Origin of the sequence: Kribbella albertanoniae, from assembly GCF_004348455.1 — a bacterium.
Classification (GTDB): domain Bacteria; phylum Actinomycetota; class Actinomycetes; order Propionibacteriales; family Kribbellaceae; genus Kribbella; species Kribbella albertanoniae.
The window spans coordinates 69,147-89,246 of the sequence record NZ_SMKA01000008.1 but is presented as its reverse complement, the minus strand read 5'-3'; the positions used below and the strand labels follow the sequence as shown (position 1 = coordinate 89,246).

21 protein-coding genes and 1 pseudogene are annotated in these 20,100 nt (G+C 67.6%); 14 read left to right on the top strand and 8 right to left on the bottom strand.

Features of this window, described 5'->3' with window-relative positions:
* Positions 1-988, bottom strand: a pseudogene (locus tag E1261_RS04215) (hypothetical protein); the annotation flags it as partial.
* A gap of 104 nt (positions 989-1,092) precedes the next feature.
* Here E1261_RS04215 and E1261_RS04210 point away from each other — a divergent pair.
* Complete coding sequence (locus tag E1261_RS04210) at positions 1,093-1,668, top strand: GrpB family protein (RefSeq protein WP_202874287.1); 576 nt, start codon at positions 1,093-1,095, stop codon at positions 1,666-1,668.
* A complete protein-coding gene (locus E1261_RS04205; RefSeq protein ID WP_238175996.1) occupies positions 1,637-2,158 on the top strand; it encodes a GNAT family N-acetyltransferase in 522 nt (173 codons plus the stop codon). The genes E1261_RS04210 and E1261_RS04205 overlap by 32 nt, the downstream gene beginning before the upstream one ends.
* On the opposite strand, the gene E1261_RS04200 is transcribed toward E1261_RS04205, so the two are convergent.
* Positions 2,105-2,956: a hypothetical protein gene (locus E1261_RS04200; RefSeq protein WP_132402100.1), complete on the bottom strand. Its 852-nt coding sequence runs from the start codon at positions 2,954-2,956 to the stop codon at positions 2,105-2,107. The genes E1261_RS04205 and E1261_RS04200 overlap by 54 nt on opposite strands.
* Before the next feature lie 6 nt (positions 2,957-2,962).
* On the opposite strand from E1261_RS04200, the gene E1261_RS04195 reads away from it, so the two are divergent.
* A complete protein-coding gene (locus tag E1261_RS04195) occupies positions 2,963-3,193 on the top strand; it encodes a hypothetical protein (RefSeq protein ID WP_132402097.1) in 231 nt (76 codons plus the stop codon).
* Here the strand turns inward: E1261_RS04195 and E1261_RS04190 are convergent.
* Positions 3,186-4,412: a DUF349 domain-containing protein gene (locus E1261_RS04190; RefSeq protein WP_132402094.1), complete on the bottom strand. Its 1,227-nt coding sequence runs from the start codon at positions 4,410-4,412 to the stop codon at positions 3,186-3,188. The two genes, E1261_RS04195 and E1261_RS04190, sit on opposite strands and share 8 nt — an antisense overlap.
* A gap of 237 nt (positions 4,413-4,649) precedes the next feature.
* Between E1261_RS04190 and E1261_RS04185 the strand changes: the two genes are divergently transcribed.
* The 5 genes from E1261_RS04185 (at position 4,650) to E1261_RS04165 (ending at position 10,546) form a co-directional block, all read left to right on the top strand.
* Positions 4,650-5,339 (top strand): MBL fold metallo-hydrolase, encoded by a 690-nt coding sequence (locus tag E1261_RS04185; protein ID WP_132402091.1) that lies wholly within the window; start codon positions 4,650-4,652, stop codon positions 5,337-5,339.
* Complete coding sequence (gene hisS / locus E1261_RS04180; protein WP_132402088.1) at positions 5,336-6,664, top strand: histidine--tRNA ligase; 1,329 nt, start codon at positions 5,336-5,338, stop codon at positions 6,662-6,664. Before E1261_RS04185 ends, hisS begins: the two co-directional genes overlap by 4 nt.
* On the top strand, positions 6,661-8,445 hold the full coding sequence (gene aspS / locus E1261_RS04175) for an aspartate--tRNA ligase (RefSeq protein WP_132402085.1): 1,785 nt from the start codon (positions 6,661-6,663) through the stop codon (positions 8,443-8,445). The genes hisS and aspS overlap by 4 nt, the downstream gene beginning before the upstream one ends.
* Before the next feature lie 76 nt (positions 8,446-8,521).
* A complete protein-coding gene (locus E1261_RS04170; RefSeq protein ID WP_132402082.1) occupies positions 8,522-9,475 on the top strand; it encodes a glycoside hydrolase family 19 protein in 954 nt (317 codons plus the stop codon).
* Between the two features lie 117 nt (positions 9,476-9,592).
* On the top strand, positions 9,593-10,546 hold the full coding sequence (locus E1261_RS04165) for a glycoside hydrolase family 19 protein (protein ID WP_132402079.1): 954 nt from the start codon (positions 9,593-9,595) through the stop codon (positions 10,544-10,546).
* Between the two features lie 68 nt (positions 10,547-10,614).
* Here the strand turns inward: E1261_RS04165 and E1261_RS04160 are convergent, their stop codons facing one another.
* From E1261_RS04160 to E1261_RS04150, 3 genes are read right to left on the bottom strand one after another with little or no spacing between them, the layout of a single operon-like run.
* Positions 10,615-11,463 carry a hypothetical protein gene (locus E1261_RS04160; RefSeq protein WP_132402076.1) on the bottom strand — a complete coding sequence of 283 codons (849 nt, stop codon included), beginning with the start codon at positions 11,461-11,463 and terminating at the stop codon, positions 10,615-10,617.
* Positions 11,460-12,056: an RNA polymerase sigma factor gene (locus tag E1261_RS04155; RefSeq protein ID WP_132402073.1), complete on the bottom strand. Its 597-nt coding sequence runs from the start codon at positions 12,054-12,056 to the stop codon at positions 11,460-11,462. Before E1261_RS04155 ends, E1261_RS04160 begins: the two co-directional genes overlap by 4 nt.
* Positions 12,016-12,759 (bottom strand): class I SAM-dependent methyltransferase, encoded by a 744-nt coding sequence (locus E1261_RS04150; protein WP_132402070.1) that lies wholly within the window; start codon positions 12,757-12,759, stop codon positions 12,016-12,018. The genes E1261_RS04155 and E1261_RS04150 overlap by 41 nt, the downstream gene beginning before the upstream one ends.
* Positions 12,760-12,830: 71 nt before the next feature.
* Here E1261_RS04150 and E1261_RS04145 point away from each other — a divergent pair, with 71 nt between their 5' ends.
* Both E1261_RS04145 and E1261_RS04140 read left to right on the top strand, forming a co-directional pair.
* On the top strand, positions 12,831-13,295 hold the full coding sequence (locus E1261_RS04145; protein ID WP_132402067.1) for a helix-turn-helix transcriptional regulator: 465 nt from the start codon (positions 12,831-12,833) through the stop codon (positions 13,293-13,295).
* Positions 13,292-13,720 carry a VOC family protein gene (locus E1261_RS04140; protein WP_132402064.1) on the top strand — a complete coding sequence of 143 codons (429 nt, stop codon included), beginning with the start codon at positions 13,292-13,294 and terminating at the stop codon, positions 13,718-13,720. Before E1261_RS04145 ends, E1261_RS04140 begins: the two co-directional genes overlap by 4 nt.
* A gap of 455 nt (positions 13,721-14,175) precedes the next feature.
* On the opposite strand, the gene E1261_RS45100 is transcribed toward E1261_RS04140, so the two are convergent.
* Both E1261_RS45100 and E1261_RS04130 read right to left on the bottom strand, forming a co-directional pair.
* Positions 14,176-14,436: a hypothetical protein gene (locus E1261_RS45100; protein ID WP_165952352.1), complete on the bottom strand. Its 261-nt coding sequence runs from the start codon at positions 14,434-14,436 to the stop codon at positions 14,176-14,178.
* Positions 14,437-14,447: 11 nt separating this feature from the next.
* On the bottom strand, positions 14,448-15,842 hold the full coding sequence (locus E1261_RS04130; protein WP_202874285.1) for an MFS transporter: 1,395 nt from the start codon (positions 15,840-15,842) through the stop codon (positions 14,448-14,450).
* An 89-nt stretch (positions 15,843-15,931) separates the two neighbouring features.
* Between E1261_RS04130 and E1261_RS04125 the strand changes: the two genes are divergently transcribed.
* The 4 genes from E1261_RS04125 to E1261_RS04110 all read left to right on the top strand — a co-directional run bounded on the left by E1261_RS04125 (position 15,932) and on the right by E1261_RS04110 (position 20,073).
* Positions 15,932-16,639 (top strand): TetR/AcrR family transcriptional regulator, encoded by a 708-nt coding sequence (locus tag E1261_RS04125; RefSeq protein ID WP_238175995.1) that lies wholly within the window; start codon positions 15,932-15,934, stop codon positions 16,637-16,639.
* Between the two features lie 65 nt (positions 16,640-16,704).
* Entirely contained in the window at positions 16,705-17,574 is an 870-nt protein-coding gene (locus tag E1261_RS04120; protein ID WP_132402055.1) for a hypothetical protein, read from the top strand.
* Entirely contained in the window at positions 17,571-17,924 is a 354-nt protein-coding gene (locus E1261_RS04115; protein ID WP_132402052.1) for a GntR family transcriptional regulator, read from the top strand. The genes E1261_RS04120 and E1261_RS04115 overlap by 4 nt, the downstream gene beginning before the upstream one ends.
* 130 nt (positions 17,925-18,054) lie before the next feature.
* Positions 18,055-20,073 carry a GxGYxYP domain-containing protein gene (locus E1261_RS04110; protein ID WP_132402049.1) on the top strand — a complete coding sequence of 673 codons (2,019 nt, stop codon included), beginning with the start codon at positions 18,055-18,057 and terminating at the stop codon, positions 20,071-20,073.
* The last annotated feature ends 27 nt before the right edge of the window (positions 20,074-20,100 follow it).

Here is a 20,100-nt window from a genome sequence, read left to right as displayed (position 1 = left end):
GGGTGGGTGCGGGCGCGGGTGCGGGAGTGGATGCAGGCGCAGGTGTGGAGGCAGGCTCAGGCGATGGCCTGGCAGTAGACATGGGAACGGGGTCCGGGGCGGTAGTCGCGTTCGACGCGGGACCGGGGTCAGGCGCGGTAGTCGCGTTCGACGCGGGATCGGAGTCAGGCGCGGGCGTCGCGTCCGACGCGGAGGCGGTGTGGTGGTCGGCTTGGGCTTGGGTTTGGGCGAGGAGTTCGTTGGTGAAGGCGGTGTCGGGCAGGATGCCGACCGCTTCGGCGCGGCGGAGCTGGACGGGGCGTTTGTCGCCGAGGGCCAGCAGGGCGTCGGCGATCTCGTCGATCTTTGCCTTGTGCCGCCGGACCGCCCCCGAGGACGCCTTGATCACGCAGGTCTTGGTGCCGTGCTCGTCGGAGCGGCCGACCCAGACACCGCGCTCGTCGGTCTTCTCGGCCGCCTCGGCCTTGGCCAGATCAGGGTCGGCGTGCATCTTGGCGGCTTTGATGATCTTGGCCAGCCGGGTCGGCGAGATGCTGTCGAGCAGGTGCGCTACGCGCTTGTCGACGTACAGCGCGGCTTCCAGGGACAGCTTCTCGCAGTCGCGGGCGAGGTTGCGTGCCTTCCAGGCCGTGACCTTCTCCGCCAGCACCCGGGCCCAGACGAACGGGAACCGGTGCCGCAACGCCAGCGCGTTCGCGAGATAGTCCCGCGCTACTCCGGGCGACATTCCGACCACCGCGCCGTACTCGGAGACACAGAACTCCAGGACGGGTGGGCAGCCGTCCCCGCCCAGCACCACCGCACGCTCGCGGCCATCGCTCACGCGACGCCCTGGGCGCTCCGGCGCCACGTCAGGATGGAAACGGTCGGCGTACACGACAGCATGAACGAGGGAGCGTGTGGCCGACCGGGATTCGGTCGCGCGTTCTTCGGCGGCCGACTCCAGTAAGTCGGCCGTCGACAGCGTCAACAACTCTTCCTCGAACATGTGTTCGACTATAGTCACGGAACGATAACGAGGCAAATCGGCCTTACAGGCAAGAGAAATCGGGCATGCTGGTGGTTGTGCCGTTCGCTGATGAGGTTCGACCTGTGGCTGTCGCCGACTACCGATCGACCTGGACGGCGGAGTTCGCCGAGCTCTCCGATCGCCTTCAATCCGCGCTCGGTCAGCGCGCGGTTGTCATCGACCATGTCGGTTCCACCTCGGTGCCAGGCCTCGCGGCCAAGGACTGCATCGATGCGCAGGTGCGAGTCGCCGCGCTCGACGAGGCCGAGCTGATCAGCCTGCTGAGCGACGTGGGCTTCCGGTGCCGGCCCGAGGAGTGGAACCGGACTGAGGTCTCAGCCGGTGTGAGGTGCCCGAAGCTCGTCTTTGCGCCGCCGCCTGGGGAGCGCGCGACGAACGTGCATCTACGGCTGCTGGGTGGGCCGAATGCGCGGTATGCCTTGCTGTTCCGCGACTACCTGCGGGCGCGCGACGACGTACGCGATGCGTGGGGCGCGTTCAAGCAACGGCTGGCTGCGAGGGTCACCGATCTTGCGGACTACGGGCAGATCAAGGCGCCGGCGACCGACGTACTGATGGCCGGTGCTGAGCGTTGGGCGGCGGAGAGCGGCTGGGTAGTGTCGGGTGGTGGCTTTGACTTTGGTGGAACCGAGCATTGATCTGTACGTCGCTTGGCGCGAGGCACATGCGGAGTGGGGGCCGGGGCTGCACGAGGACGGCTTCGGTCTTGAGGCGACGGACGATGTGGAGTCGGTCCAGGGCTTCCAGGCCTGGGTCGCACGGGTGCGGGCCGGCGGTGGGACGAGTCGGTGGATTGTCGAGGACGGGCGAGTGCTGGGTGGGATCGGGCTGCGGCATGAGCTGAACGAGCGGACGGGGCATATCGGGTACGGCGTTCGGCCGTCTGCGCGCGGCCGGGGTGTGGCCAGCTGGGCGCTTGGAGCGATTCTGGGGGAAGCTCGCGCGCGGGGGATGGGGCGCGTGCTCGTGGTTTGTCTGGCTGACAATCCTTCCTCGGCGCGGACGATTGAGCGCAACGGCGGGGTGCTCGAGGAGGTCCGCGCTGAGGTGTGCCGGTACTGGATCGAGCTGGGGTCACCAGCGGCGGGGGAGTCTGGGGTGCTGGCAGAGGAAGGCGCCGACGGCTAGTTCTAGGGCGGGGTAGGAGCCCCAGAGGTCGGGGCGGCGGATGGGGATGATGTGCCAGCCGATGCGTTCGAGACTGGTACGGCGGGTGGCGTCGCGGATCTGCTGGCGGTTCGTCGAGTGCCAGGCGTCGCTGTCGTACTCGAGCCCTAGCCGCCGCCCGTCGACCGGATTGTTGGGGTAGCCGAGGTCGAGCCGATAGCGGTCGACCGGCACCTGCAGTTCGGGGCGGGGGAAGCTGGCGTCGAAGAGCCGCAGTCGGAGCCAGGACTCGCCGGGGGAGGCCGCACGGCCGTCGGCAAGGCGCAGGAGCAGCGCGGCCTGGGAGGCGCCGTCGGGGGCGAAGTAGGAAGGGGCGGCTGCCTGCAACTCCGAGCGGGTGACGGCCTGGGTGTGCAGGAGGGCGTCGAGTGATGAGAGCGCGAAGGGCCGCGGCAGGCGCTGCGCCAACTCGATCGCGGTTGCGGCCGGTGAGGTGACCAGGAGCCCGCGGACCTCCACGGTGGGCCGATCCTCGTACGTCCAGCGTGGCTGGATCGTGGGCTCCGGGCCGAGCGCGGTGGTGTCGATGCCGTGCAACCAGGCAGCAGCATCGCCGTGGATGACAGCACCAGCAGGTACGACGAGGCTCAGCGCTTCAGCTCGGCGGTCCAGCGAGTCGGGGACGCGACTGTCGACGTACACACCAGGGATCAGTTGGCGGATGTCGCCGCGCCCCAGCAGCCAGCGCAGTTTGCGGCCCACCTGGTGTGCACGGAAGGGCAGACCGCAGAAGAAGTACGGAAAATCGGCTGGGAGCATCGCAGCATGATGACCGAAGATGGCCGCGGCGTGCGTTCGGTTATCCACAGGGGGAAGCGATGCGGAGTCTGCCGCAACAGAGGCAGCACTGCGCGGCTTCGCCCGTACGGCGTTGACGCGGCCTACGCTGACCGGGCGGACGCGCTGGCGGCGCAATCCGTCCCGGTCGTCCGGACGAACCTGCTGGACCGCTCCGACCGGTTGCGCCGGATGCTGCGGTCCCGCGGGGTCAGCTGAACTCGGTCAGCGCGTTCTGGGCCTGGGTCAGCCACTCGCGGCGGGCCTCGATGGCTTCGCGGGCCTCGTTGGCCTTGCGGGTGTTGCCCTGGGCCTCGTGCTTGGCGGCCTGCTTCTCGAGGTCGGCGATCAGTGACTGCAGCTGCTTGACGGTGGCTTCGGCGCGGGCGCGGGCCTCCGGGTTGCTCTTGTTCCAGACCTCGTCCTCGGCCGACTTCACGGCCTGCTCGACAGCGCGCAGGCGACCGTCGATGGCGCGCATGGAGTCGCGCGGGACCTTGCCGATCGCGTCCCAGCGGTCGAGCAGGTCGCGGAGCTGGTCGCGCGCGGTCTTCGCGTCGGTGACCGGGAGGATCGCCTCGATCTCGACCAGCAAGGCCTCCTTGGCCTGCTGGTTCTGGATCTGCTCGGCGTTCTCCTCGGCCTGGATCGCGTCGCGGGCGCCGAAGAAGGTGTCCTGGGCGGCGCGGAAGCGGGCCCAGAGCTTGTCGTCGACCTCGCGCGGCGCGGGGCCGGCGGCCTTCCACTGGCGCATCAGCTCGCGGAAGCGGCCCGAGGTGGGGCCCCAGTCGGTGTTCGCGGACAGCGTCTCGGCCTCGGCGGCCAGGCGCTCCTTGACGGTCGCGGCCTCCTCGCGCTTCGACGAGAGCTCGGCGAAGTGCTGCTTGCGATGCCGCGTGTACGTCGTCCGCGCGGACGAGAACCGGTGCCACAGCTCGTCGTCGCTGGCCTTGTCCAGCCGGGGCAGGGCCTTCCACTCGTCGAGCAGCTCGCGCAGCCGGGTGACGCCGTGCCGCCAGTCGGTCCCGGCGGCGATCGTCTCGGCCTCGGTGGCGATCTTGGTCTTGGCGGAGCGCGCCTCCTCGACCTTCGCGGCGCGTTCGGCCTTGCGCTTCTCACGCTGTACGGCGAGCAGCGGGGTGAGCGCCTCGAGCCGGGCCTTGAGTCCGTCCAGGTCACCGACCGCCTGGGCTTCCTCGAGCGAGCTGTTGACCTTCTTCACCGCCGCCCGGGCGTCGTCCGGGGACACGGTGCCCGCCTGGACGCGCTGCTCCAGCAGCTCCACCTCGAACGCCAAGGCGTCGTACCGGCGGGTGTAGAAGGCGAGGGCCTCCTCCGGCTTCGCGTCCGGCCACTGGCCGACCGCCCGTTCCCCGTCCTTGGTCCGTACGAAGACGGTTCCGTCCTCGGCTACCCGGCCCCAGCTCTCTCCGGCCACAACTCGCCCCTTCCGGCGGTATGTACTGCGCTCGTGCCCATTCTGGCCGGGCCCTGGTCCAACGACTGCGTTCAGGGCCCGTCCGGGCGCGTCGGGGCCTATCCCGACGCTTATCCCTGAACAATCACAAACTCCCAGCTCGTGCGCAACGGTGTTGCCTAACAATCCGGTTCGAACTCGGCATCGGGGCACCGGTAGCCTTGGGTGGTCCAGCTCTTGTCACCAGGAAGGTCAGTCGTGCTCATCGCCGGGTTCCCCGCGGGATCGTGGGGTACGAACTGCTACGTCGTCGCCACCGGCCAGGGCGCGGAATGCATCGTCATCGACCCGGGGCAGGACGCGACCGCCGGGGTCGAGCAGGTGGTCCGGGAGAACAAGCTGAAGCCGGTCGCCGTACTGCTCACGCACGGTCACATCGACCACATGTTCTCGGTGCTGCCGGTCTGCGGCACGTACAACACGACCGCCTGGATCCACCCGGACGACCGGCACCTGCTGGCCGACCCGATGGCCGGGATCAGCCCGGAGACGGCGGCGATGCTGCTCGGCGGCAAGCACGAGTTCGCCGAGCCGGACGACGTCGCCGAGCTTAAGGACGGACTCAGTCTCGAGCTGGCCGGCCTTCAGATGGTCGTCGACCACACCCCGGGGCACACGCGGGGGTCGGTCACCTTCACCACGCCGTACCTGGGTCCTGAAGAGGTCCCCGCGGTGCTGTTCTCCGGTGACGTGTTGTTCGCCGGGTCGATCGGCCGGACGGATCTGCCAGGTGGCGACCATCCGGCGATGCTGCATACGTTGGCCACCAAGATCCTGCCGATGAGCGACGAGATCGTCGTCCTGCCGGGTCATGGTGGCCAGACCACGATCGGCCGGGAAAAGGCGACCAACCCCTACTTGCAGGACCTGGAGATACCGAAATCATGAGTGGCAAGGTGACCCCTCTCAGTGGGTTCCCCGAATTCCTTCCGTCCGACCGGATCGTCGAGCTGGAGTTCCTCGACACCATCCGGGAGACGTTCGAGCTGCACGGCTTCGCGTCGGTCGAGACCCGCGCGGTGGAGCCGGTCGAGCGCCTGTCCAACCAGGGCGAGGACGCCGACAAGGAGATCTACGGTGTACGGCGGCTCGCGGCCGAAGGTGAGGACGCGTCGCTCGGTCTGCACTTCGACCTGACCGTCCCGTTCGCCCGCTACGTCCTGGAGCACGGCGGCAAGCTCGCCTTCCCGTTCCGCCGCTACCAGATCCAGAAGGTCTGGCGTGGTGAGCGTCCGCAGGAGGGCCGGTACCGCGAGTTCACCCAGGCCGATATCGACATCGTCGACAGTGGTGAGCTGCCGAACCACTACGAGGTCGAGCTGCCGCTGGTGATCGCGGACGCGCTGCGCAAGCTGCCGGTGCCCGAGTTCGTGATCAAGGTGAACAACCGCAAGATCCCCGAGGGCTTCTACCGCGGCCTCGGCCTGGACGACGTCACCACCGTGCTCCGGATCGTCGACAAGATCGACAAGATCGGTCCGGAGAAGGTGGTCGAGCGCCTGGTCGAGTCCGGCGCGACGGACAAGCAGGCCCGGCTGGCGGTTCAGCTGGCTGACATCTCCAGCACCGACACGTCGTTCGTGGAGCAGGTGCGTGCACTCGGTGTCGAGCACCCGACGCTGGACGAGGGGCTCGAGCAGCTCAGCCAGGTGATGGCCGCCGCGACCGAGCACGCGCCCGGTCTGCTGCTGGCCGATCTGCGGATCGCGCGCGGTCTGGACTACTACACCGGCGCGGTCTACGAGATCTACCTCGTCGGCCAGGAGGCATTCGGATCCGTCGGCGGCGGCGGCCGGTACGACGCACTCGCGTCGGACGGCAAGACGACGTACCCGGGTGTGGGGATCTCGATCGGCGTCTCGCGGCTGGTGCACCGGCTGATCAGCCAAGGTTTGCTGAAGGGCAGCCGCAGTACGCCGACCGCCGTACTGGTCGCGTTGAACGCGGAGGAGGACCGGGCCGAGGCGATGCGGACCGCGGCGCAGTTGCGGGGCCGGGGGATCCCGGTCGAGGTTGCGCCCGCGGCGGCGAAGTTCGGGAAGCAGATCAAGTTCGCGGACCGGCGGGGGATTCCGTTCGTGCTGTTCAGCACTGAGAACGGGCCCGAGATCAAGGACATTCGCAGCGGTGAGCAGGTGGCGGTCGACCCCGCCACGTGGGCGCCGCCGGCAGTCGACGTACGACCGAAAATCAACACTCAGGAGAACTCGTGATCCGTACCCATTCCGCAGGCTCGTTGCGTGCCGAGCACGCCGGGCAGACCGTCACGCTGGCCGGCTGGGTGGCGCGGCGGCGTGATCACGGCGGCGTGGCGTTCATCGACCTGCGCGACTCCAGTGGCACGGTCCAGGTCGTCATCCGCGACGAGGAGGTCGCCGGACCGCTGCGTTCGGAGTTCTGCCTCAAGATCGTCGGCGAGGTGAACGCGCGGCCGGAGGGCAACGCCAACCCGAACCTGCCGACCGGCGCGATCGAGGTCATCGCGGCTGAGGTCGAGGTGCTGAACTCCGCTGACCCGTTGCCGTTCCCGGTCGAGGAGCACCACGCGACCCCGGTGAACGAAGAGGTCCGGCTCAAGTACCGCTACCTCGACCTGCGTCGCCAGGGCCCGGGTGCGGCGCTCCGGCTGCGCAGCCAGGTGAACAAGGCGGCGCGCGACGTACTGGCTCAGCATGACTTCGTCGAGATCGAGACGCCGACGCTGACCAAGTCGACGCCCGAAGGCGCCCGCGACTTCCTGGTCCCGGCTCGCCTGCAGCCGGGCTCCTGGTACGCGTTGCCGCAGTCGCCGCAGCTGTTCAAGCAGCTGCTGATGGTGGCCGGTATGGAGCGGTACTACCAGATCGCGCGCTGCTACCGCGACGAGGACTTCCGTGCCGACCGGCAGCCGGAGTTCACCCAGCTCGACATCGAGATGAGCTTCGTCGACCAGGACGACGTGATCGCGCTGGCCGAAGAGGTGCTGGCCGCGCTCTGGAAGTTGATCGGGTACGACGTCCAGACGCCGATCCCGCGGATGACGTATGCCGAGGCGATGGCGCGGTTCGGTTCCGACAAGCCCGACCTGCGGATGGGTCTCGAGCTGGTCGAGTGCACCGAGTACTTCAAGGACACCCCGTTCCGCGTGTTCCAGGCGCCGTACGTCGGTGCTGTCGTGATGCCGGGTGGTGCGGACCAGCCGCGCAAGCAGTTGGACGCGTGGCAGGAGTGGGCCAAGCAGCGTGGCGCTCGCGGACTGGCCTACGTGCTGGTCGGCCAGGACGGCGAGCTCGGCGGTCCGGTTGCGAAGAACCTTTCTGAGGAAGAGCGTGCGGGGCTGGCCGACCACGTCGGTGCGAAGCCGGGTGACTGCATCTTCTTCGCTGCTGGTCCGATCAAGACTTCGCGGGCGTTGCTGGGTGCGGCTCGGTTGGAGATCGGTCGCCGCGGTGGCCTGATCGACGAGTCGGCCTGGTCGTTCCTGTGGGTCGTCGACGCGCCGCTGTTCGAGCCGGCCGACGACGCGACCGCCGCTGGTGACGTCGCGGTGGGTTCGGGTGCGTGGACGGCTGTGCACCACGCCTTCACCTCGCCGAAGCCGGACTCGCTGGAGACCTTCGACACCGACCCGGGCAACGCGCTCGCCTACGCCTACGACATCGTCTGCAACGGCAACGAGATCGGCGGTGGGTCGATCCGTATCCACCGCGAGGACATCCAGAAGCGCGTCTTCAAGGTGATGGGCCTGACCGACGAGGAGGCGACCGAGAAGTTCGGCTTCCTGCTCGACGCGTTCAAGTTCGGCGCGCCGCCGCACGGCGGGATCGCGTTCGGCTGGGACCGGATCACCGCGCTGCTCGCCGGGACCGAGTCGATCCGCGACGTGATCGCGTTCCCGAAGTCCGGCGGTGGGTTCGACCCGCTGACCGCGGCTCCGGCGCCGATCACTCCGGCGCAGCGCAAGGAGGCCGGTGTGGACGCCAAGCCTTCCTCGTCGGAGGACAAGAAGAGCTGACGTTGCGTACTTGAGCAACGCTCCTGGGGCGGTGCGAAGGTGAGTGCATTCTTCTCCTTCCGCCCTAGGAGTGCTCATGCTCAAACGCGTTCTCGCGTCCGTGGTCGCGATCGCCGCAGGCAGTTTCGCCATCACCGTTCCGGCGTACGCCGCTCCCTTCCGGACCACCGCGACCAACCTGAACATCCGGGCCGACGCCTATCTGTCGGCTGCCGTGGTCAAGGTGCTGGCCGGGCCGACGTCGGTCGAGGTCGACTGCCAGAAGTCCGGTGACTCGGTCACGGTCGGCACCCGTACGACGACCTGGTGGGCTCATCTGCCGGCGCACGGCGGCTACGCCACAGTCGCGTACCTCGACACCACGGGCACGAAGCTTCCCGGCGTACCGGATTGCCCGCAGGATCCGCCGCAGACCGGTGACGTGACGCTGGCCGACGTACAGGCGATGTTCGGTTCGCGGATTGCGAATCCGTCGCTCGTCCAGACCGGGCTGCCGTCGCTGAACAAGGCGATGCGGGACGCGAGTATCAACACGGTGTATCGCAAGGCGGCGTTCCTTGCGACGTTGGTGCATGAGTCGCGGTTGGAGTACAACATTCGCGAGATCGGTGATACTCGGTTGTACGGCGGTCGTGGGTACATTCAGTTGACCGGCGATTTCAACTATCGGCCGGCTGGTCAGTGGCTCGGTGTTGACCTGATCAACAATCCTGAGCTGGCTCGGGATATTCGCTATAGCGCTCAGATTGCTCGCTGGTACTGGACTGTTGCTCGCAATATCAACCCGTATGCGGATCAGCTGAAGATGGGCCGTGTCAACGCAGCCATCGGCTACCCGCTCGGCGATGGCGCCGAGGATGCCCGTCGTTGCGCGACCTTCCGCACTGCGATCGCCTACCTGAGTGGGCAGCCGGCTCCCGCGGTGAACTGCAGCCGGACGGCGACGATGTCCGGTGATACCACCATGCTCACCCGCGCCCAGTTCGACGCGCTGGCCAAGGTGCCTGGAGCGCCCGGCACCGTGGGCTGATCAGCAGGGTCGAAAGGGTTGAGAACGAGCGGGATCTGGTGAAAAGTCACCGTGACGTGTGGTTCACAGGAAACATTTCACTAGATTCCGCCCTCCTCTCCGCCTCAGGAGTTCCGCATGGTTCTGCGCCGTCTCACTACCCTCCTCGCCGGTCTCGGCCTCGTGGCGGCCGGTCTGGTCACCGCGACCCCGGCATACGCAGCCGTTTTCTCCACCTACGGCAGCGGCGTGAACGTCCGCGCCGACGCCTACCTGTCCGCGGCCATCGTCCGGACGTTGCCAGGGCCGACCTCGATCGATGTCGACTGCCAGAAGCGGGGTGACCGCGTCACGACGTCCGAAGGCACCAGTGAGTGGTGGGCCCATGTCCCCGCACTCGGCGGGTACCTGTCAGTCGTGTTCGTCGCGATCCCCGAGGACAAGCTGCCCGGCGTCGGCGAATGTGGCGTCGACCCGGAACCGCCGTACCGCGAGATCACGCTGGCCGACGTACAGGCCATGTTCGGCTCGCGGATCGCGAACCCGACGCTCGTGGAGGAGGGCCTGCCGTCGCTGAACGAGGCGATGCGCGGCGCTGAGATCAACACCGTGTACCGCCAGGCCGCGTTCCTTGCCACGCTGGTGCACGAGTCGCGGCTGGAGTACAACATCCGCGAGATCGGCGACACCCGCCCGTACGGCGGCCGCGGCTACATCCAGTTGACCACCGAAGGCAACTACCAGCGGGCCGGTGACCACCTCGGCGTCAACCTCGTCAGTGATCCGGAGAAGGCCAGGTCGCTGGAGTGGAGCGCCCCGATCGCCCGCTGGTACTGGACGGTCGAGCGCAGGATCAACCCGTACGCCGACGCATTGCAGATGGGCAAGGTCAACGCCGCCATCGGTTACCCGGCCGGCGACGAGGACGGCCGCCGCTGCGCAACCTTCCGCACCGCCATCGCCTACCTGTCCGGCCAGCCGGCCCCCGCGGTCAACTGCAGCCGGACGGCCAAGACCATGGGCGACACCTCCAAGCTCACCCGCACCCAGTTCGAAGCAGCAGTGAACGAAGGCAGCAGCGGCCTCGGCTGATCCCTCCACACCCGAAGCCACCCCGCGAACCGGCCGGCCCCCCCGAGGGCCCGGCCGGTTTGTTGTTGTCAGCCGAACGTCTTGGACCAGACCTGCTTCCCAGCCTTGTCGAACGCACGCAGGTCAACCTCGAGCCGTCCGGCGTCGGCTTGTGCGCCGGGCAGCACACCGGCGATGTATCCGAGATTGCCGCTGACGCGTGTCGAGTACCAAGGAGACGCTGCCTCGGTCCCCCGAATTCGAAGCTGAACCCGTTCGACGTCGTCAGTGGCGCGGAAGATGTAGTCCGAGTTTGCAACGGTCACCGGTCCTTGATCCTCCGAGCCCCACGACCACGCGCCTGCGACGGGTTCCTGAGCGGACACCCCGTCGTCGAGCTCACTCGTGATGCCATGCCAGAGGACGACGCCGTCCAGGCACTGGAACACCACGTCCTCGTCGACGATGCTGAAGGACTGCAGCAGCTGTCTGCGTTCGTCGGGATGTACCACGTTCTTCACCCAGCGCGCGGAGCGGATCTTGGCAGTCTTTGCATCCGCAGGGCTGTTCCAATGCGACTTGGTGCCGTACGCATCGGTGCTCGGCACGAGACACTTTTCCGCAGCTGCACGGGCCCAGGCCTCGTCTGCGGGGCCGAGGTCGGTTTCCTCCACCTTCGAAGCCTCAGGCGGCACCTGGACGATGCCGGGCGGTCCGGCCGGATCCGTGGAGCCGCCACCGCCGCTGCGGCTCAGGGTGACGACTGTGGTGGTGCTGATCGCGATCGCTGCGGTGGCTGCGACGATCGGCACCCAGGCGAGGAACGGAGTCCACCGCGCCCGCTTGGGTTTGCGAGCCTTCCGGACCAGGTCGTGCTTGACATCCGCGGCGTACCCGGGGTCGAGGTGCTCGACCGGCGGGGGAGTGGTCAGGTTCATCGGTGCTCCTCCAGCAGGGCGGGCAGGCGGCGGCGGGCTCGGAAGAGCCGGGCCTTCACGGTGCCTTCGGCGACCCCCAGGACCGCCGCGGCTTCGGCGAGCGTCAGCTCTGCCCAATAGACGAGCTCGACGGTCTCGCGCTCGTGGGCCGGAAGGGCAGACAGGGCTGCCCGAACGGCCTGGATGTGTTGCTCGGAGTCAACGCGCGCAGCGACCGCCTCGGAGTGGTCCGGGTGGTCCAGGGGCGCCGGTTGGCGGAGCAGGAACTGCGCCAGTCGCCGTCTGGACCGGACGCTGTTCCGGAGCTCGTTGCGGGCGATCGCCAGCAACCAGGGCTTCGCCGTACCGTGCTGCAGCGGTCCGACGTCGGTGCGGCTGAACTGCTTCCAGGCGGTCACAAACGTCGCCTGTACGGCGTCATCGGCGTACGCGTAGGAGCCCGTATGCCGGACCGCATACGCGTGCACGGCTGCGGCGTACCGGGTGAACAGTTCGCCCAGCGCCTCTGGTTCCTGGCGGCGCAGGGCGTCCCAGAGATCGTCGTCCCCGGTGTCAGGCGGAGGGCGATCGACCTGCCGCGAAATCGTCGTCATACCCATCAGGGTCCACACCCTGGGGTCCGGTTGCCACCGGATTGGCACGCACCCAGCTGGTGTCCGGCGTGAGGTACTCCGCCAGCCGCAACCCGGCCTCGGTGAGCTGACCAGCCAGCTGCTCCTCGGTGAGGTTCTGAGTCAGCAACCGCTGCGACCACGTCCGGCCGTCGCGGGTGTGCGTCACCGTGGCAGCAACCTTGTTGCCAGGCAGGTGCTCGACGTCGGAGATCTCCATCCGGCCGCGCTCACTCTCCAGTACGACGGGCTTGGCGAGCTGTGTAGGCAGCTGCTGCTGAATCAGCACCGAGCCGCCCGGACGAACGTGCTGCGCGCACGTCCGGAGCAACCGCAGCCGCTCGGCGTCGTCGGCAACGTTGATCAGGTAGGACATCATCAGTACGACGTCGAACCGCCGGCCGAGCCGCAGTTCGCCGATGGTCGCCTGAATCGTCTCCGTCTCGGGGATGTGGGCGAGCATGCCGGCTGACTCATCGACCGCCACGACCTCGTGACCGCGGGCCAGCAACGGCCGGGTGATGCGCCCGGTCCCGCAGCCCAGCTCGAGAATGCTGCTCCTCGGATCGATCGCCTGGTCGATGAGTTCGTCCTCGCCGTGCGCCTCCGCCTGCTCGTACATCTCGATCGCACTGCCGTCCGGGGTTCGTGGGCCCGGCCCGCTGCCACCTTGTCCGACTCTCATACTTCAAGTCTTTCAACCCCTGGCAAACCGGCCACTCTTTCGGTGGGCGCCGAAAGTACTACGCTCGGCAGATGATCCACGGCGTCCCGATCGAGCTGCTCGCGCACCTGCGCCGCGCCCGAGACGTTGCCGACCGCAACTATGCCGAGCCGCTCGACCTGGCCGCACTGGCCGCGGCCGCCGGCGTCTCGAAGTACCACTTCCTGCGCTGTTTCGCCGCCGAGTACGGCGAAACGCCCATGCAGTACGTCACCCGCCGCCGCATCGAACGCGCGGCAGACCTGTTACGCGCCACCAACCTGACCGTCACCGAGGTCTGCGAACTGGTCGGCTACACCAGCCTCGGCACGTTCTCCCGCCGCTTCCGCGAACTCGTCGGCGTACCACCGACGACGTACCAGCGCACTCAGGCAGGTTCCCGGATCCCGGGGTGCTACGTGTTCATGCTCGGCCTGAACTCCGCAATTCCGGAGAAGCAGCCCGGGCTGTCCGGGGCCTACCGTCGTGAGGACACCAACCATGAGGAGACACCGTGATCACCAACGTGCACCTGGTCACCATCTATGTCCACGACATCGACGAGGCCAAGGCGTTCTACACCGAAAAACTCGGCTTCACCCTCAAGAACGACATCACTCTCAGCGAAGACTTCCGCTGGGTCACCGTCCACCAGCCCGACCACCCCGAACTCGAACTCGCCCTGATGATCCCCGGCCCGCCCATGGACCCCGAGTCCGCCGACGCCATCCGCCGCATCATGGCCAAAGGCATGATGCACGGCGTCGGCCTGGCCACCGACGACTGCCACAAAACCTTCGCCGACCTCAAAGCCAAAGGCGTGGACCACATCCAGGAACCCTCCGACCGCCCGTACGGCGTCGAAGCCGTCCTCCGCGACAACTCCGGCAACTGGCTCGTCCTGGTCGAGCAAAAACCCTACTCCCCGAGCGACTTCGAGTAGATCGCCCTCGCGCGCTCCCGCAGCCACTCCTGCGTCGCGCCCGCTCCGCGCGCTCCCACCCACCCCCGGCTACCGCCGTCCTTCCTCCGCGGGCTACCGCCCGCCCCTCCGGCTACCGCCGGCACCTGCGGCCGGCTGCACGTGCGTTGATGGTGCTCACGCTGCTGGTGGTGCAAGGTCCGGACCGCCAGGCCATCACAATTGGTCATCGCGGACGTGCCTACGCGCAACAAGCAGCCGCGCGTTCATTTGTGATGGCAGGCAGGTCCCCTGACAGTCGATGCAGGGCTGTCCGTGGTGGCGCGTCGAGCGAAGTCACCGTGTTGAAGGGGTGGCCCGGGGGAGGGGCGGACCGCTGGCACTGACCAACTCTGGGTGGGCTGCTGGGTTCAGGCTCAGCGCGACACGTCCGGACCGGCCAGGAGCGGGTTGGTGAGTGGGGCAGCTCCGCCCGCTCATGGAAGTCGGAGGAGGTCGTCTTCAGTACGCCGCAGGGCGACGTCGATCGGCTCCTGGTCACCGGGCAGGGGGCGGGGCTTGTCGACTTCGCCGTCATTCCGCACCTGGAGAACGACCGCCACCCGGACGCGTCGCTGGCCAACGCGGAGAAATGGGCGGCCCGGATCCCCGCCCCGACGTACGCGATCGATGACCAGACCGCCGTACGGGTGGCAGCCGACGGCACCGTCGATGTCGTCTCCGAAGGCCAGTGGCAACTGTTCACCCCTCAGCCTGCAGATCCGGCTTGACCGACTGATTCGGCCGACCGCTCAACGGTCCGGGACGGCTTGAGGGCAAAGGCAAGGAGTCCACCGGCGACGGTGAGTACGGCGGCCACCCAGCCGGCGGTGTGCAGACCACGGAGTGCATCGTGCGTACCGGTGACGATCGCGACGAAGACGGCCAGGCCCATCGCGCCGCCGATCTCCTTGGCGGTGCTGGCGACGCCTGCCGCGACGCCTTGCTCGTCCGGCGCCACCCCGGTCCCGGCGGATGCGAACAGCGTCACGAACGCCACCCCACCGCTGACGCCCCAGATGATGCTCCCGGGTAGTAGCGGCCAGAAACCTCCGTCGGTAGAGATCCCCGCAACGAGGGCTGCGATACCGATGCCGGCACCGATCATCGACAGCGCGAGCGTGGTGCGAATGCCCCAGCGATCGAGCAGAGGTGGCGCGAGCTTGACGGCCGCCACCATGCAGACGACTGTCAGTGGCAGGAAGCTCAGCCCCGCCTCCAGAGCGCTGTAGCCGAGGACGGGCTGCAGATACGACGTGAGGATGTAGTACCCGCCGCCGAGCGTGCTTTGGAAGATCGCGATCACTCCCATGGTGATCGCGAGGCTGCGGCCCCGGACCAGCCGCAGTGGGATCAACGGATCGCGGGCGCGCTTCTCGACGATCAGTAGCAGCGCGAGCACCGCGACTCCGGCCAGAAGTGTGCCGGTGCTCTGCACCGACCACCATCCAGCCGATGATCCTGCGGCCAGACCGAGAACCAGCAACGCTGAACCCGCGGTGGCCAAAACCGCCCCGGCGATGTCGAAGCTCCCCTGTGTCCGCCTCGGGTCCGCGGGGAGGAGACGAAGCGCTGCGACAACGCAGACCGCAGCGAGCGGCACGTTGACGAAGAACACCCAGGTCCAGCCGAGGTAGTTGGTCAGGACGCCACCCAGGAGAGAGCCGGCGGCCAGACCCGCACTGCCGGCGAGTCCCCACGCGCCCAGCGCCCGGTTGCGTGCAGGCCCCTCGGCGAAGCTGCGGTAGATCAGAGCGAGTGTTGCCGGAGTCAACAGGGCGCCACCCACACCCTGTACTGCGCGCGCCGCGATCAGGACTCCCGGATCCGAGGCCAGACCACCGGCCAGCGACGCGATCGCATACAACGCCAGCCCGGCCATGAAGAGTTTGCGTGGTCCGAGCCGGTCGACGGCCCGTCCACCGAACAGCAACAGTCCGCCGAGCCCGACGGCGTAGGCGCTGACGACCCACTGCACGGACTGTGGGGTGAATCCCAGCGCAGTCCCGATCTCGGGCAGCGCCACGTACACGATGTTGTAGTCGAGAGCCACGATGAGCTGGGTCAGGGCCAGCAGCCCGAGGCGAAGTCTTTCTCTACTCACGAGACCTGCCTTGTGTATGCCGTGCATTTAGTACACGGCGTTCAATGTTTGCACGGAGAACACTAGCCCAACGCTGTAAACTGTCAAGCGTGAGCCAGACTCCGAGCCGTCGCGACCGGCTCCGCACCGAGACCAGCGCCGAGATCAAGGCCATCGCGATGCGGCTGCTCGCCGACGGCGGACCGAGCGCCATCTCGTTGCGGGCGATCGCCCGTGAGATGGGTATGACCGCGGGGGCGATCTACAGCTACTTCGCGACCAGGGACGACCTGGTCACGGTTCTCGTCGGCGAGATCTACACCTCGGTGGTGGATGCCGCCGAGGCGGCCCGCGATGCCGTACCCGAGGCCGACCCCGGTGGCCGGATCATCGCCTGGGGAAAGGCGATCCGCGATTGGGCCGTGGCCGACCCCGAAGGCTTCCGGCTGATCTACGGCGATCCCGTTCCCGGCTACCAGTTACCGGCGGAAAGCCCTGGCAAGCAGGCGGAACTCCGCGCCTGTACGGCGTTGGTCGGGCTGACCGCAGCGGCCTGGCCCACGTTCGCCGCGGGTCGCGCCGGCCACGGTCGCCGCTATCACTGGACGGACTTCGATCCTGCCCTGGATGCTCACGTCCGTGAAGAATTCCCCGACCTCCCGCCGGCAGGTATCGCCCTGACGCTGCGGATCTGGGGCCGGATGCACGGCCTGATCTCACTCGAGATCTACGGCCACCTGACCCCCCTGACCTCCGACGCCGCCGCCATCTACGAAGACGAGCTGCGCGACCTCGTCGCCTCGCTCGGCCTGACCTAGTCAGGCTTGACTCGATCTGTTTGTATCAATACATTTGGTACAAGCGAGTGGAGGGAGCGGGGGAGATGCTGGCTGTTCTGGGGCTTGCGGTGGTGATTCTGGTGGTGGTGTGGTCGCAGCGGAAGAAGACGGCTCGGTCCGAGGTGAACCGGCTGATTCGGCAGGGTGGGCTGCCGGCTGATCCCGATCTTGCCGAGGCGGCGATCGGGTGGTTCCAGCGGCGGGTCGGGGTGCTCAGCATCGGGTATCTGCTGGGGATTCTGGTGGGTGGTGTGGTGCTGCTGTTCAGTGGGCAGGCGTTCCAGTTCGGTCCGGACTCCGAGGGCGGTTCAGGGCTCGGTCCGATTGTGTGGGCGTTTGCGGCTGCGTCGTTTATCGGTGGTGGTGCGACGCTGTTGGACGCCTATCGGGCGGTGCGGCGCTCGAAGGTCGACGGGCCCCGGACGGCGACGCTGCGGCCACGCCGCCTGGGTGACTATCTGACTCCGGTCGAGACGGCGATCCACTACGGGGTCGTCGCGATACCGTTGGTGTGCATTGGATTGGGCGTCGGCGTGCTCAGCTCGGACAATCGTCCGGCGCGAGGTTGGCTGCTGGTCGCGAGTGGTTCGGTCGCGGTGCTGCTGTGGGGCGCGGGCATAGCGCTTGAGCGGATGGCGCTTCGAGTCAGTCAGTCGTCCGGGCGGCCGGCGCAACTGCTCTGGCAAGAGGCGTATCGGGCGGCGACGCTGCGCGACCTCGGTACGGCGATCATCACCGTCAGCTGGCTTCTTGGGGCATCGGTGCCGTCGTCGTTCGACTGGCGGGGGCACCCGATGTACTTCTGGGATGTCGCGTTCGGGGTGTTCCTGGTGTCGATGGTGCTCATGCTCGTGAACTCCTGGATCCCCATGACCCCCTGGGCTCTGCGGCGGGTGCGGCGGGTGGTCGGATGATCATCTCGGTGGATCCGGCGGCGGCGAAACCGCCGTACGAGCAGGTGAAGGAGCAGATCGACGGGCTGATTCGGCGGGGGGAGTTGGCTCAGGGGACGCGGTTGCCGACGGTTCGGCAGTTGGCGGGGGATCTGGGGCTGGCGGTCAATACGGTGGCTCGGGCTTACAAGGAGCTCGAGGCTGATCGGATGATCGAGACGCGGGGGCGGAACGGGACGTTCGTGCTGGCGTCGCGGAGTCAGGTCGACGACGAGGAGACGCGGGCGGCGGCGACGGTGCTGGCGCGGGCGGCCCGGCGGGCGGGGATCAGCCTGGCCGAGGCGACCGAGATCCTGCACCGGGCCTGGTAGAGATCCGATCTCCCGGAAACGATTCCAACCACATCCGGTCAACGATGTAACGAGGTCTGTACACGCTCTCATCGGATTGCTACTGTCCGGCCAGATTTGACATCGATGTCAGCGACAGGGAGTGGTCACGATGGTCTCGAGACGAACGTTCCTGGCGGGCAGCGGTGCAGTGACGGCAGGTGGGATCGGACTGGTCCCGGGCCTGACAACCACTGCGAATGCTGCACCATCGACGTCCGGCAGCCCCGCCCGGCTGCTGCCGGCCTTCAACCGCCCGAAGCACCTGCACTACGGCGATGCGAGCAAACTCAGCGGTCAGGACCAGACGCTGCTGACAACGTTGCAAGGCATCGTCAACCGCGCGCAGCCCGAGCTGTACTTCCTCTACGACACCGGCACCCAGAGCACGCCGGACACCAAGTGGCTGACCGACATGCGGTTGCCGACGACGCTCTACCGGAACCCGCTCGACCTGGTGGCGAAGTACCGGCACCGGGTCCGCGGTGCGATCGTCTACGACCCCGCCGTACCGGACTCGCTGAACGTCGCGACCACCCTGGCCGGCCTCGAGGACTGCGTGGTCGCGAACGCCGATCAGGCCAAGGCGCACGGCCTGAAGATCGTGCAGGACCTGCGCGGGAAGTTCGACGACGACCGGGTGAAGACGTACCGGTGGCAGCTCGACAACCTGTTCCCGCGGGTCACCCACAAGCTGCTGGCAGGCCTGCCGCCGACCCGGGTGGTCGCGGTCGAGAACGTGCAGTGGCAGGAGATCGCCCGGGAAACCCGCCAGATCCGGGACTCCTCGAACCGCGGCAACTACGACCTCGACGTGTCGGCCAAGCTCGGCAAGGGCAAGGTGTACGTCCGGTGGCAGGACTCGTTCGGGGACGACGGCTGGGGTCCGTCGGTGTCCGAGGTGTGGGTGAAGGCGAACGGCGTCGAGATCGCGCACTTCAAGCCGGGGACGCCGGAGGAGGAGCAGTACCTCTTCGACGGCGCGAACTCGAGTATCGGTGGTGAGGCCAACCGCTTCAGCGACGGTGGTGGCTACTACATCTACGCCTTCGAGCCACCAGCCGGTACGACGTCCCTCGTGGTGACCGTGACGATGTGGAACCAGTACCTGGTCTCGATCACCGACACCGCGCCCACGCGGATCGAACCGTTCGCGTACTTCCGCGACTACGTGGTGGCCACCAAAGCCCTGGTGAGCTGGCTACCGCCGAGTGGTGCGACCGGTGAGCTTCTGATCGAGCACCTCACCAAGTGGCCGACACTCGCGCCGTACATGGGGTGGTTCGCGAACGACGTCGCCGGTGAGTGGGACGGTGTCGACCTCGCTTCGAAGGGTGGTTCGCCGGTGATCGCGGCGGACTTCTACATGAACGGGACGGTGCATGCCGGGTTCACCGCACCGATCTCGGACAAGGTCCGGCCGATCCGGCGGATCAGCAAGCCGAAGAACAAGGTCTATCTGACGTTGACGTTCGGTGAGGGCGACAACATCCAGTACTGCCAGCGCCACATGCGCGATCTGTGGGACGACCCGAAGCGTGGCGAGGCTCCGGCGAACTGGACGATCAGTCCGATGTTGCTGGAGACCGGTCCGGGACTGTTCAGTCATTTCCAGCGGACTGCCACGGCCAACGACCTCCTGGTCTGTGGACCGTCCGGTGCGGGCTACACCTACCCCGGCTCGTGGGTACCGAGCGAGTTCACCCAGTTCCTGAAGCTGACGGGCTCACAACTGCGCCGTACCGGCATGGATCAGGTGTACTCGTACAGCCACCGGGAGAACGACAAGTGGGTCGTGCTCTCGGAGGAGATCGCGGCCGGGTTCGCGAAGTACACGCCACTGAAGGGCATCATGCAGACCTGGGACGGCGACCTGCTCGCTGTCCGCCAGGGCGGTCTGCCGATCGCGGGTCAGTGGGGTGCACCGGGTAAGGCCGGGGAGTACAAGACCGCACTGGATGCTCAGGTCGCGAAGTGGGACGGCACCAAGCCGCTGTTTATCTCTGGCGGTATCAACGCCTGGAACTGGACGCCGTCCGATATCGCCGAGCTGGCTGGTCTGCTGGACGACCGGTACGAGCTGGTGCTGGCCAACGCGTTCTTCGACCTGATGAACCGAGTCCTGCCGTAACAAACGCGTTCCGGCGGGCGCCGCGTG

Excerpts from the sequence above, each read along its gene's own strand:
- hisS (WP_132402088.1), top strand. The coding sequence starts at position 5,336 with ATGAGTGGCAAGGTGACCCCTCTCAGTGGGTTCCCCGAATTCCTTCCG.
- E1261_RS04120 (WP_132402055.1), top strand. The coding sequence starts at position 16,705 with ATGCTGGCTGTTCTGGGGCTTGCGGTGGTGATTCTGGTGGTGGTGTGG.
- E1261_RS04155 (WP_132402073.1), bottom strand. The coding sequence starts at position 12,056 with ATGACGACGATTTCGCGGCAGGTCGATCGCCCTCCGCCTGACACCGGG.
- E1261_RS04115 (WP_132402052.1), top strand. The coding sequence starts at position 17,571 with ATGATCATCTCGGTGGATCCGGCGGCGGCGAAACCGCCGTACGAGCAG.
- E1261_RS04165 (WP_132402079.1), top strand. The coding sequence starts at position 9,593 with ATGGTTCTGCGCCGTCTCACTACCCTCCTCGCCGGTCTCGGCCTCGTG.
- E1261_RS04200 (WP_132402100.1), bottom strand. The coding sequence starts at position 2,956 with ATGCTCCCAGCCGATTTTCCGTACTTCTTCTGCGGTCTGCCCTTCCGT.
- E1261_RS04110 (WP_132402049.1), top strand. The coding sequence starts at position 18,055 with ATGGTCTCGAGACGAACGTTCCTGGCGGGCAGCGGTGCAGTGACGGCA.
- E1261_RS04170 (WP_132402082.1), top strand. The coding sequence starts at position 8,522 with ATGCTCAAACGCGTTCTCGCGTCCGTGGTCGCGATCGCCGCAGGCAGT.
- E1261_RS04150 (WP_132402070.1), bottom strand. The coding sequence starts at position 12,759 with ATGAGAGTCGGACAAGGTGGCAGCGGGCCGGGCCCACGAACCCCGGAC.
- E1261_RS04160 (WP_132402076.1), bottom strand. The coding sequence starts at position 11,463 with ATGAACCTGACCACTCCCCCGCCGGTCGAGCACCTCGACCCCGGGTAC.
- E1261_RS04195 (WP_132402097.1), top strand. The coding sequence starts at position 2,963 with ATGATGACCGAAGATGGCCGCGGCGTGCGTTCGGTTATCCACAGGGGG.
- E1261_RS04145 (WP_132402067.1), top strand. The coding sequence starts at position 12,831 with ATGATCCACGGCGTCCCGATCGAGCTGCTCGCGCACCTGCGCCGCGCC.